At 38.5% G+C, this 13,224-nt stretch carries 7 protein-coding genes; all 7 read left to right on the top strand.

Annotated features, from left to right (window positions below; translation table 11 throughout):
• Positions 1–10 precede the first annotated feature (10 nt).
• The 7 genes from ACN0U3_RS06165 to ACN0U3_RS06135 all read left to right on the top strand — a co-directional run bounded on the left by ACN0U3_RS06165 (position 11) and on the right by ACN0U3_RS06135 (position 13,224).
• The gene (locus ACN0U3_RS06165) at positions 11–5,104 is read left to right on the top strand and encodes an FG-GAP-like repeat-containing protein (RefSeq protein ID WP_417265551.1); all 5,094 of its coding nucleotides are present in this window, start codon (positions 11–13) and stop codon (positions 5,102–5,104) included.
• A 67-nt stretch (positions 5,105–5,171) separates the two neighbouring features.
• Entirely contained in the window at positions 5,172–7,352 is a 2,181-nt protein-coding gene (locus ACN0U3_RS06160; protein ID WP_417265550.1) for a gliding motility-associated C-terminal domain-containing protein, read from the top strand.
• Positions 7,345–8,745 (top strand): PorP/SprF family type IX secretion system membrane protein, encoded by a 1,401-nt coding sequence (locus ACN0U3_RS06155; protein ID WP_417265549.1) that lies wholly within the window; start codon positions 7,345–7,347, stop codon positions 8,743–8,745. Before ACN0U3_RS06160 ends, ACN0U3_RS06155 begins: the two co-directional genes overlap by 8 nt.
• Positions 8,746–8,763: 18 nt before the next feature.
• Positions 8,764–11,013 (top strand): FG-GAP-like repeat-containing protein, encoded by a 2,250-nt coding sequence (locus ACN0U3_RS06150; protein ID WP_417265548.1) that lies wholly within the window; start codon positions 8,764–8,766, stop codon positions 11,011–11,013.
• Positions 11,014–11,446: 433 nt separating this feature from the next.
• Entirely contained in the window at positions 11,447–11,908 is a 462-nt protein-coding gene (gene mraZ / locus ACN0U3_RS06145) for a division/cell wall cluster transcriptional repressor MraZ (protein WP_299207161.1), read from the top strand.
• Positions 11,895–12,824 (top strand): 16S rRNA (cytosine(1402)-N(4))-methyltransferase RsmH, encoded by a 930-nt coding sequence (gene rsmH, locus ACN0U3_RS06140; RefSeq protein WP_417265547.1) that lies wholly within the window; start codon positions 11,895–11,897, stop codon positions 12,822–12,824. Before mraZ ends, rsmH begins: the two co-directional genes overlap by 14 nt.
• Positions 12,811–13,224 (top strand): FtsL-like putative cell division protein, encoded by a 414-nt coding sequence (locus ACN0U3_RS06135; RefSeq protein WP_299207163.1) that lies wholly within the window; start codon positions 12,811–12,813, stop codon positions 13,222–13,224. Before rsmH ends, ACN0U3_RS06135 begins: the two co-directional genes overlap by 14 nt.

Raw genomic sequence — 13,224 nt, 5'->3', positions numbered from 1 at the left:
AACACTAAATATGAAACTATCACCAATAACCTTAATTGTGCTTTTCTTCGGAATTGCACAATTTTCTATTTCACAAACCACCTGTTTTGAAGCAGATAATAATTTTGTTTTCGAAGGATCAAGCAGCGCAAGAAGCATTGCACAAGGAGATTTTAATAATGATGGAGAGATTGACATTATTATGGGGAATAGCCTTGGGGCTTCGCCAGACCCAACACTTCAGCGTCTCGTGTATATCGAAAGTACTGGAAGTGGAAACTTTGCAGCTCCGGTAAATGTATTAAGCGGTTCTCGTGTTTATGATGTTGAAGCTGCAGATTTAGATGGTGATGGAAACCTAGATGTTGTTCTTGTTAATTTTAACATGAATAGAGCTGCTGTACTCATGGGAAATGGAGATGGAACTTTTCAATCGCCAGTAGCTTATACTACTAATGCTGGACCAACAATCGTGCAGGTTGCAGATATTAATAATGATACTTATTTAGATTTTGCAATAATTACCAATTCAGGTAATGTTGATGTTTTTATAAATGATGGTACTGGAGTCTTCCTACCAAGTATTACCACGACTCTTGCTGGAGGTTCAAACCCTAAAGATTTTGCGTTGATTGATATAAATAACAATGGATTTATTGATGCTGTGACTGCCAACAATGGAAGTGGAAGTGCAACCGTATTGCTAGGGGATGGATCTGGTTCATTTACCGCTGATGCTACCTATACTACTGGTATTGGTGCGTCTGGAATAGTTGTGGATTATTTTAATGGTGATACTTATGCTGATATTGCAGTGGTTAATCAAGATGCTAATAATGTTTCTGTTCTTATAAATGATGGGTCTGGAGCATTCAGTCCTGCTGTCAATTATGTTGTTGACGAAGGTCCTTTAAAAGTGAAAACAGGAGACTTTGATAATGACGGTCTGAGAGATTTGGCAATCATCAACGGGATAAGTAATACCATGTCTACTTTAAAAGGAAATGGCGATGGTACTTTTGCTTCTCATGTTGCTATTTATGCAATGAATTCACCTGGTGATTTAGTGGTTGTTGACTTAGATTCTGATGGAAACGATGATGTTGTTCATTCTTGTCTGGTGGGAGCAGTAATGCCTGTATATTGGGGGTTGGGTGATGGAAGCTTTAAGCTTGGGAACATGGTTGATGTTGGAAATAGCCCAAGAGATATTACAACTGCCGATTTTGATGGTGACGGATTTAAAGATTTTGCTGTTGTAAATTATGATGATAACACAGCTTCGGTTTATATCAATGATGGAACAGGTCATTATTCATTTGGATATGATTTAGCAACAGGAAATAATCCTAGTTCTATAATCTCAGGTGATTTCAATGGGAATACTTTCCAAGATATTATCGTTACCAATTATACTGATGGAACGGCCAGTGTATTTATTAATACAGGAGGAGTTTTTGGAGCACCAACAACCTTGAACGTTGGGTCAGCACCATTGAAAATTAGAAAAGGAGATTTCAACAATGACTCAAATCTAGATTTATTTGTTGTTAATGAAGGAAATGAGGTTACTGTTTTACCGGGTAACGGGTCAGGTGCATTTTTAACTCCAATTGTTAAACCAACTGGAAGTGGAAGCCTCCCTTATGATATTGCTGTTGGTGATATAGACGGTGATGGGAATGATGATTTTGTTGTGTCTTTATCTGGAACCAATAAAGTGAGTATTTTTAAAAGTAGTGGAACAGACTTCGTTAGTACACAAAGAAATACAGGGTCTTCACCCTATGGCGTTGCCTTTGCTGATTTAACTGGGGATGCCCGACCAGAAATTATTGTTGCGAATAATGGTTCTGATAATATTATGGTTTTTTCGAATAATGGAACGGGATTGTTTGGGATGTTTCCTACAACCTATACTTCATCAGATACTAAACCAATTTCTATTACCACAGGCGACTTTAACGGAGATGGTGAAACTGATGTGGCAATCACACATTTAGTTTCTCTAAACTCTACTGGAAATGTTGTTTTTTATGTCGGTGATGGTACAGGATCATTAACTTTTGACAACAGACACCCTGTAGGAAGTAATCCAGTAAGTATTGTAGCAGATGATTTAGATAATAACGGAAGCCAGGATTTGGCTGTTGTGAACGAATCAGGTAATTATGTTTCAATCATGCTAAGTATGAGCAGTACACCTGTAATAACCGCAGGTGGGCCTTTAACATTTTGTGGTTCTGGAAGCGTAACATTAACTTCGTCCTATGCTGCAGAATACCTGTGGTCAAATGGGGAGACAACACAGTCAATTACGGTTTCTGCTGCAGGGAATTACTCTGTAACTACTTCTGCCCCTGGCGGTGGATGTACTGCGGTTTCCAACGTGCTTACAGTGACTCATTTAACCAGTCCTTCGCTTAGCTTTACAGGGAGTGATGAGATTTGCGTTGGTGGTTCAACTTCAATAACAGTTACTGGTGCTGATACTTACCAATGGTCTGACGCCCTCGGTACAAATGCAACCCAAACACTTAGTCCAATAGCTGATAAAACTTATACAGTTGTTGGTGAAATGTCGAATGGCTGTACTGATTCATTAGACATTACCATTACTGTTCACCCATTACCAGATGCCGATTTTAATACTTTGAATCCGCAATATTGTGAGACAAGCGGTGCTATTAATCTAACGCCTAATGTTTCAGGGGGTACTTTTTCAGGGCCAGGAGTTTCAGGCACAATTTTCGATCCTAGTACTGCAGGAGTAGGTACACATTCTATAGTGTATACAATAACAGACGGCAATGGGTGTTCAAATTCTTCTTCTCAGTCAGTAGAGGTGACTGCAGGTGGAGTCGATGCTACTTTTACCTCCTTGGCTTCTCAATATTGTGAAGATGATGCGATCATCACATTGGTCCCAAACACGAGCGGAGGAACTTTCTCAGGTGATGGTGTAACTGGAAATACTTTTGATCCTGGAGATGCAAATATTGGTGTAAATACAATTACTTACACTGTTTCTAGTGGTGGGTGTTCTGGGTCTACTTCTCAAAATGTAACAGTAAATGAAATGCCAGATGCTGATTTTTCAGGTCTTGCAGCAGAATACTGCTTAAATGATGGAGTGGTTGTCTTGAATCCTACAACATCAGGAGGAACTTTTACAGGTCCTGGTATCGCAGGTAATAATTTTAACCCTAGCACAGCATTGGTTGGAAGTCATACGATTGAGTATTCAGTAACTGTTAATGGATGTACATCATCCTCAACTGAGGCAGTCGAAGTGTTGCCTTTACCTAATGCTTCGTTTTCTGGATTAGCTGCAACATACTGTGTTGACGCTTCCTCTGTTGTTTTAAGTCCAGTAGAAGGCGGAGGAACTTTTTCAGGACCAGGAATCTCAGGCAATAATTTTGATCCAAACGCTGCTGGAGCGGGTACACATACGATTACTTATTCTGTAACGGGTGCCAACGGATGTTCTGCAACTGATTCTGAAACAGTAACGGTAAACCCACTTCCAAATGCCACATTCACAATTCCTAATGCTGTATATTGTGAAGATGTAAACACTGTTCCCTTAACACCGGTTCAAAGTGGTGGGTCTTTCTCAGGACCAGGAGTAACTGGCAGTAATTTCAATCCGAATGCTGCAGGGGCAGGCACCCATACTATATCTTATGTTCTTACTGTTGGAGGATGTACCTCAAATTCAACTGAGAGTGTAACCGTAAATGCCACTCCAACTACAAGTTTTAGTGGATTGAATCCTGCTTATTGTGCAGATGCATCAAGCACTACTTTAGTCGGCAGTCCAAGCGGCGGAACTTTTTCAGGACCTGGTGTGACAGGCAACACCTTTGACCCTAACAATGCAGGAGCGGGAACACATACTATTATCTATACCTATACTGATGGTAATGGTTGTCCTGCAACATCATCTCAAAATACGACGGTAAATCCTCTTCCTGTACTGAGCATTGGAGGATTAGCATCTGATTATTGTATCACCTCTTCTAGTGTGACCTTAACAGGGTCGCCAAGTGGTGGAACTTTTTCAGGTCCTGGTATTTCAGGAAATACATTTGATCCAGGTAGTGCTTTAGAAGGGGTTCATTCAATTACTTATGCTTATACAGATGGAAATGGTTGTTCTGCCGTTACCTCTCAAAATGTAGAGGTTAATCTCGAAAGCAATGCTTCGTTTACTGGATTATCTGGTCCCTACTGTTCATCTGATGATACAATTATTGCTTTGGTTCCTGTGGAGTCAGGGGGTGTATTCTCAGGAAATGGTGTAACGGGAAATAACTGGTCTCCTGCTGATGCAGTTATCGGTAATAATACGATTGAATATGAAGTAGGGTCTGGAGGTTGTGTAAATTCATCTAGCGTTGTTGTTGAAGTATTGGCTTCACCAAATCCAAGCTTTACTAATTTAGATGACGTTTATTGTAATAATGAACCTGATGTTACGCTTGTTCCTGTTGAGTCAGGAGGAGTTTTTACGGCAACTTCAGGTTTGACTGCAAATGTATTTCACCCTCAAATTGCGGACTTAGGAATAAATGTTATAACTTATTCAATAAACGATTCTAACGGATGTTCAGCGATGTCAACCGATACAGTAGAAATTGTAGCGGTACCTGTAAGTACATTTTCTGTGATTGATACAGTTTTTAGTGCCGACTTAACCGGAGGTTCTTATACTTATCAATGGATGAACTGTAAAGACAAAACGCCAATTGTAGGAGAGACAGATTCTGTACTGCATGTAGGGTTAAATGGTTCATACGCTCTCGTGACTTCTAATGGAATGTGTAGTGATACTTCTGATTGTGTGATTATTTACTTCGCAAGTTTGGATTCATACTTGGCTGAAAATTCTGTAAAAGTATACCCAAACCCCAATAATGGTCATTTTAAAATCGAAACAAACTTTGATGCTAAGATAGAAATCATTAACTCTGTAGGTCAACTTGTATATTTAGACAATAAAATTAAAGGGCAGACTGAAATAGATTTAGGAAATGAAATTGAATCAGGAATGTATATTGTTAAGTTGACAAGTAAAAATGGTGCTTCTGTTTATAGAAATGTCGTCGTAAGAAATTAAATGAATTAATCATTGTGGAAAATATTTAAAACAATTTATGCTGACACACTACATAAAAATATTGTTCATGTTGATTTTGACGGGCGGGGTCTATGCTCAGGACGCTGCGTTGACATCAGTTATTGGCCCAGCCGACGGTTGCGACCTAGGAAACGAAAGTATTTCTATTGTTGTGCTCAATAACTCCTCCATGCCGAACCCCATTCCAGGTGGAACAATTACTTTACATTATAGTGTAAATGGTGGCCCAACAGTTTCACAACCCTTAGTAGCCATGCTGAATACTGGGGCAACATGGAATTTTACTTTTGATGTTCCATCTGACTTCTCAACATGTAATTATGATTTTAATGTTGTGACTTGGCTAGAGTACGGAGCAGATGTGGATCCAACAAATGATACTTTATCTTGGGTGGTTCGAAATGATTGTACAATTGTGCCAGGACAAGTAGATTCAGATGAGCTCGTGTGTGATGGAATCAATAGCAATACACTGAATTTGAATGGTTGGCAGCATGGAACCATCACTAATTGGATTTACTCTGAAGACAATGGAGCAACTTGGAATTCAATTCCAAATACAACAACTAGTCACGGATTTAATAATTTGACCGACGAAACACAGTTTGCAGTGGAAATTGACGGAGGTCATTGCCCGAACGCTACCTCTGGCTTCGCAACAATTACGATTCAACCTACACCTGTTGGCGGAAGTCTAACAGGACCTGCAGCATTATGTATCTCTAGTGCTAATGGGACCATCGATTTGACAGGAAACTCTGGAGCTGTATTGGATTGGGAAACAAGTATAGATAATGGTACGACTTGGATAGGTATCGGAAATACGACCACACAAGAAAATTTTTCTGGACTCACACAAACAACAATGTATAGGGCTTTGATTGACGGAGGGGTTTGTGCGGATGTTTATTCAAGTATACACGAGGTATATATTGAAGAGGCTACAGTTGCTGGAACATTAGAAACAGATACACTTATTTGTGAAAATCAAGCGGTCAATTTGGTGTTGTCTGGAAATGTTGGTGCTGTTGATGACTGGGAAAGTTCTGTAGATGGAACAAATTGGAGTCCTATTACAAATACAAGTACTACTCACGGCACTGGTCCCTTATCTACTCCAACTTATTATAGAGTAAATGTGACTAATGGAATTTGTCCAGCTGATCAATCCAACCAAGTATTTGTTGACGTACAAGAAAATATTACTCCAGGCACTATTTCAGGAGGTACAGCAACATGTGCAGCGAACGCTTCAGGTGCGTTGACTTTAAATGGAAACAACTCTCCTGTTATTCATTGGGAGCAATCTACGAATCAAGGGGCTAATTGGAATATCATTTCCAATACATCAAACACAGAAAATTATTCCAGCTTATCTCAAACTACTTGGTATCGCGTATTAGTAGACGGAGGCGTTTGTAACGATCAACATTCTGATACGGCATTTATTGTCGTTTCACCAATTAGTGTTGGGGGTACGCTAACAGGAGATACTTCTATTTGTTATGGAGACCCTTTTACCTTATCATTAACAGGAAATGTCGGTGATGTGTCCTTCTGGGAAAGTTCTGCAGACGGTGTTTCATGGACGACAATCAATATTACCGATTCGTCGTATACAATTCCTTCAGTGACATCACCAAACTATTACAGGGTCATCGTAAAAAGCGGAGTCTGTGCAGAAGACACTTCTAACCAAGCCTTCGTTCAGGTGTTGTCTTTACCTGTTGTGGATGCAGGAACGGATGCGAATATCCTTCAAGGAGACTCAGTTGAATTAAATGGTAGTGGTGGAGTGCTAGCGCTGTGGTCTGCTGATTCGACATTAAGCGATACTACTATTTACAATCCTGTTGCGTCACCGTTGGAGACTACGGATTATTACTTAACTGTAATTAGTCTCGATGGTTGTTTTAATTCTGATACGGTAACAGTAAATGTAGGGCCTCCCATTCCACCTCTAGATGTGAAAAATTTGATCACACCAAACAATGATGGATTTAATGATACATGGATTATTGAAGGAATAGAGGCATTCCCTAACATGGCGGTTAAGGTATACAATATTTATGGAGTATTGGTTTTTGAAGATGAAGACTATAAAAATGATTGGGGAGGAATATACGGTAGTAAGTTATTGCCAAATGGAACCTACCTTTATATTGTTATGCCAGGTGGAACGGAGAATGTATTGAAAGGGAATTTAACCATTCTTGGAGATGAATAGAAAGGGCTTCATATCGCTTTTATTTGGTGTGTTTCTGATGTTTTCAGTGAACGCACAACAATTGCCGTTTTATAATCATAATATCATTAATCCGGTAGTGCTTAATCCTGCCTACGCTGGTGCATCTGGAAATTTGAATGCCTACTTGACACGTGGACAACGTTACATGGGGTACGGTTCAGGAGCAATCAATAATACTTTGTCATTGGAAGGTGAATTTGTTATTCCTAAGTCAGGATTTGGTTTATTAATTGGCCAACAGTCAGCTGGTATTCAAACGCAATTGAGTGCTCAGTTAAGTTACTCTTATATGTTGACATTGGCAGATGAACACAAGTTGAGTTTTGGTTTGAGTGGAGGTTACCTAGATAATCGTATCCGAATGGAGGAGGTGAATGTGCTCCATGAGAGCGACCCTTATCTTTATGGGATGAAAGAATATAGACCAACTTATGATTTTAACTTAGGATTGGCTTATTCTTGGGATAAAATGAAAATAGGTTTTTCTGTTCCTCAGTTAATTGGGAATAAAGTCAATTATTCAAAAGAAAATACCAGAGGATATTATGCGCTGGCCAGACACTTTATGTTTACAGCTTCGTATGATCTAAAATTCGCAGCTGACTCTAAATTGACTGTCTCACCTCATGGATTGGTGAGGATTGTTCCTGGTGCGCCAGTGCAATACGATATTACTGCTCATGTGGCATATGAAAATATTGGATGGTTTTCTGCAACCTATAAATCTGATTACGCAGTACAGTTTAATCTAGGATTTCATGTGCTCAAGCAATTGCATGTTGGTTATAGTTATGAATATGTGGTCGGATCTTTTAAAAACTATTACTCTGGTGTGAATCACGAATTCCTGCTGGGGTATACTTTCAAAGGTGGGCGTGGAAAAGATGTTGTTCGTCGTGTTGAAGTTCAAGTTCCTGATCCAGCTCTTCAGCGTGAAAATGAGGACCTGAAAAGGCAACTAAAAGCAAAAGAAGAAGAGCTGGAACGTCGTCTGAAAGAAATGTTAGCGCAACAACTTAAAGATGAGATTCAAGAAGATAAAACCAAAGAAGAACTCTATCGTGAAGCGGAAGATAGAAACGAAGTGCGAGAGGCAACAAATCACCACTTTATTGAAGTTGATGGTTCCGAATCTCCAGCAGGTTATTACGTAATTATTGGGGTGTTTGATGAGGAGAAAAACATAGTGAAGAATACCAACAGAATGAAATCTTATTTCCCAAATACTTATCATGTAATCAATACCTTTAATAATTATGGATACGTTGTGATTCATTATACAAAAGACATGGAAAGTGCTTATAATGCATTGATGAAATATAAAAAGGAGGTTGAGAAAGAGGTTTGGGTCCTTAAGTATAAAATGGAGTAATTCTTAAAGCTTAGTCAAATGAATGTCTTGCGATTGAAAGTGTTGATGCTTTTCCTGTTTATGATGGGGGTTGAAGGGGCTGTTTATTCGCAATTTAACTTTGTTTATAACGATTCCATTGTTGTTATTCATGATGCCGATACACTTCCTGTTGCTTGGGCTGGGGGTATGAGTCACCCTCAATTCTCAACAATTGATTTGGATTTTGATGGTGTAGAAGAACTTGTTGCATTTGAACTCGAAAATGGTATTGTCAATGTTTTCAAAAGGCAGCTACACGAAGGGAATGTTGTATATTCATATTGGCACAATGGAAGTTCGTTGTTCCCTAAAGGCCTGAGGTACAGAATGAAGTTGGTTGACTTCAACGGTGACGGGAAAAAAGATATTTTTACTTACACTTTAGGCGGAATTAAAGTATATAAAAATATCAGTAACTCAACTGATGGTGTTCAATGGGAATTGTATAAGGATCCAATAAAAAGTGTGGTCAACAATAATTTGGTTAGTTTATATGTTTCCTCAAACGACATTCCTGCTTATGTTGATGTAGATGGTGATGGAGATATTGATGTGCTTGCTTTTAATGTGTCTTTTTCACGGGTAGAGTGGCATAAAAACCTTTCTGTGGAGAATTATGGACATGCAGATTCCTTAATTTTTGAATTGGAACAGCCTTGTTGGGGAGACTTTGTTGAGAGTCCAACCGGAAATACCATCGAATTAAATAGTACAATGAGTCCATGTGGTACAACTCTAAATAAAGCTGGAGGTGCTGAAAGACACTCTGGAGGATCAATTTTAGCACTTGATGCAAATGCTTCTGGATTGATGGATTTGATTATTGGCGATATTGACTTTAATAATTTAACCTTGTTGATTAATGGCGGTAGTTCTCCCCACGATAATGCATTAATGGTAAGTTATGATGCGAATTTCCCGAGCGATGATGTTCCGTTGAATTTATCCAATTTCTTAACTGCTTATTACGAGGATTTTGATCTAGATGGAGTCAATGATTTAATAGTTTCTACAACTGTTTCGGGAACCTCTGATAACACAAAAGGAGTTTGGCTGTATAAAAACAATGGCATGAATAATCATCCAGACTTTCAATTTACAAGAGAAGATTTCCTTCAAGGGGATATGATTCAAAACGGAAAGGGAGCTATCCCTATATTCGTAGATGTAAATAACGATGGCTTAACCGACTTGGTTGTTGCCAATCAGTTCAATTATCGAGAAGCCTTGTCTAGTTCTTCAAGAATGAATTACTATATGAATGTTGGTTCTGCATCTGAGCCTACCTTTAAGTTGATAAATGAAAATTGGAATAATTTCGGAAATAGCGGATATAGTGGGCGAGTGAGCCCGGCTTTTGCTGATTTAGATGGAGATGGAGACCAAGATATGATTGTGGGTATAGCTAATGGACGACTTTATTATTATGAAAACTCTGGAGGAAGTGCTCCAATGAATTTTAATATTGCTCAATATCAGTTGTTGGATAATAATGGAGATCCAATCGTGGTTTCAAACAATGCAACTCCAGAACTTTTTGACTTAGATAATGACGGATTAGTTGATTTGGTTATTGGTCAAGGTAATGGTCCCTTAATTTATTATAAAAATATCGGTACAACAACTAGCTATTCTTTCGAATTGATCAATTCGAATTTGGGCCAGGTAGATTTAACTTCCTCTGAGTATATGCAAACTTTTGGTGTTCCTAGATTCGTGCGAAATAATGATACCACTTATCTCTTTGCAGGAAATCGAACGGGTACAATTTCGTTTTATGATGGAGTCGATGGTCAACTAGCTCCAGGGGATGCTTTTAACCTTGTTTCCTCTAAGTTTTTAAATATCGATACCCGAGGAATGTCAGCACCTGCAATAGGACAACTTCGAAACGACAATAGTTATGATTTTTTCGTAGGAACTGAAGTTGGAGGCTTGTGGAGTTATCGCCCAGGAGACACCACCTACCTGAATGTAAATAATGAACAAATACAGCCTGCATTAAAGCTTTTAATTTATCCTAACCCAACAAGAGGAGAGTTTGTGATAGCATTCGATGAACTTAATGGAGAAAGATATAATTTTCGTGTATTGGATCCGTTGGGACGAGAAATCACAGCCCAAAAAAACCTAAGCCAATCTGAGGTTTTTGTTCAGTTAGAAAATCCAACATCTGGAATCTACTTCGTTGAACTAACACTTATTCAAAGCCAAAAAAGAGTCGTTCGCAGGGTGGTAGTGAAGTAACCTCATTCACCATTCAATAAATTTTCAGATGGCCCTATTTGTGGTGAATTTATTTCCTCTTTGTCTTTGATTCTCCCAATATATTCTATTTGTCTAAAGTACATTTGCCACTCTTCTATAGGAGTCGTTTTGATCGTTTTTTTGATCAATAACCTTCTGGTTTTCACTATTTATTTCTCTTCTTCTAATAGTAAAAAAAAGCTATTGTGAATAAACCAATATTTTCATCTATTGTGAATGAATTATCAACAACGATAAAAATCTCCCACATTTTACCACTCTCATAAAAATGCCTATATTTGCTGTTAATGCAAGATTTAGGAGCGAAATTGTGTAACTTTTTGTAATCTTCTGCGTAAATAGTTTTCAACACTTGCATTAAAGTGGTAAAAAGTGGTAAAATTTCCGCTATTTTTACACATTATAAAAGTACATGGCAGGATTAGTAGGAGAATATGAAGTGAAATTGGACGCAAAAGGGCGTTTCTTATTTCCCTCTCACTTGAGAAGGCAACTGTCTCCTGCTGCCCAAGAAAGTTTTATGTTGAACAAAGGTTTTGAAGAGTGCTTGTCGCTTTACCCGATGAATGAATGGGAAAAATTGAGTGAATCACTGAGTAAAATCAATTTGTTCAAACCGAAGAATCGAATGTTTTATCGTTTGTTTCATCAGGGTGCAAAAGATGTATCTCTTGATAAAACAGGACGAATTTTGATTCCTTCGGCGCACATGGAACGCGTCGGTCTGAAAAAAGAAGCAATGTTAATTGCCTATAACGACCGAATTGAAATCTGGGACAAATCCAAATACTTCGAAATGATCGAAGAGAGCATGTCAGATTTTGCTGATTTAGCAGATGAAGTAATGGGTAATATAGGAAATGACGGAGAATAAAGATCAATACGAATACCACGTTCCAGTTATGCTTCAAGAATGTCTTGATGGTTTGGATATTCATCCAGATGGAATTTATGTTGACTTAACTTTTGGAGGTGGTGGACACGCTCGTGAAATATTCAAGAGGCTTTCGAGTAAAGGAAAGTTGATTGTGTTTGACCAAGATGTAGATGCGAAGAAAAACGCATGGACAGCACCAAACTTTCATTTTGTAGCCTCTAACTTTTCATTTTTGAAAAACCAATTACGTATGTTGGGAATTTCAAAAGTGGACGGGATTCTTGCAGATTTAGGGGTGTCATCTCACCAATTCAATGAACCAGAAAGAGGGTTTAGCATTCGGTCGGATGAAAAACTGGATATGAGGATGAATCAGCGAAGTGGTGATTCTGCTTTTGATGTTGTTAATGGGTATGATGAAGAGGAATTGCTGAGTGTTATTGGTAAGTATGGAGAGGTGAAGTCCCCCCGTCGAATTGCTCAAGCCATCTGCTTAAAAAGACAAGGGAATCCGATCGAGACTACAGGTCAATTGATTGAAATCCTAGAGCCGATTGCACCCAAATTCAAAGAAAATAAATTTTATGCCCAAGTTTTTCAAGCCATTCGTATTGAGGTTAATGACGAAATGAACGTCTTGGAAAGAATGCTTGAGCAAACTGCAGAAGTATTGAAGCCAAAAGGAAGGTTGGTGGTGATGTCATATCATTCACTAGAAGATCGATTGGTTAAGAATTATATGAAAAGGGGAAGTTTTGATGGGAAGATTGAAAAAGATTTTTTCGGAAATATTCTTAAGCCTTTTACAGAGGTAACGAGAAAGCCAATTGTGGCAAATGATGATGAATTAGAACAAAATTCTAGAGCAAGAAGTGCAAAGTTAAGAATTGCAGAGCGTAATGAAGGGGAATAATTACATATCGGACAGTAAGAAAGCGGCGAGGGTAAAGACGAAAAAGAAAAAAAGTCGTCTCGCTCAGGTCAGTAGAAAGCAATCTCAGTCATTGGTGCAAATCATGAATGGAGACTTTCTGACGAAAGGCTTTGTGTTGAATAACCTTAGCTATATTTTCTTCGTGATTTTCTTGATGATCTTGATGGTTTCTAAGGGATACTATGTGCATTCTTTGGCCAATGATATTTCAAAAGCAGAAAAAGAAGTCGGTGATATTACCGCGGATTATGTTGAAACAAAAGCAAAGTTAGAAGAGCTTACGAGAAGGACTCAAATGATTGAAAAACTCGCGCCTTATGGATTGAAGGAAACGATAAATCCGACAAAGGTGATTCGTGTTAAAAAAGAAGAGAAGTAA

Origin of the sequence: Brumimicrobium sp., assembly GCF_048268645.1 — a bacterium.
Lineage (GTDB): Bacteria > Bacteroidota > Bacteroidia > Flavobacteriales_D > Crocinitomicaceae > Brumimicrobium > Brumimicrobium ulvae.
The sequence above is the reverse complement of the archived record's forward strand: the minus strand, read 5'-3'. Positions and strand labels throughout refer to the sequence as shown.

Coding starts and splice junctions, on each gene's coding strand:
- ACN0U3_RS06165 (WP_417265551.1), top strand. CDS start 11: ATGAAACTATCACCAATAACCTTAATTGTGCTTTTCTTCGGAATTGCA.
- ACN0U3_RS06160 (WP_417265550.1), top strand. CDS start 5,172: ATGTTGATTTTGACGGGCGGGGTCTATGCTCAGGACGCTGCGTTGACA.
- ACN0U3_RS06155 (WP_417265549.1), top strand. CDS start 7,345: ATGAATAGAAAGGGCTTCATATCGCTTTTATTTGGTGTGTTTCTGATG.
- ACN0U3_RS06150 (WP_417265548.1), top strand. CDS start 8,764: ATGAATGTCTTGCGATTGAAAGTGTTGATGCTTTTCCTGTTTATGATG.
- mraZ (WP_299207161.1), top strand. CDS start 11,447: ATGGCAGGATTAGTAGGAGAATATGAAGTGAAATTGGACGCAAAAGGG.
- rsmH (WP_417265547.1), top strand. CDS start 11,895: ATGACGGAGAATAAAGATCAATACGAATACCACGTTCCAGTTATGCTT.
- ACN0U3_RS06135 (WP_299207163.1), top strand. CDS start 12,811: ATGAAGGGGAATAATTACATATCGGACAGTAAGAAAGCGGCGAGGGTA.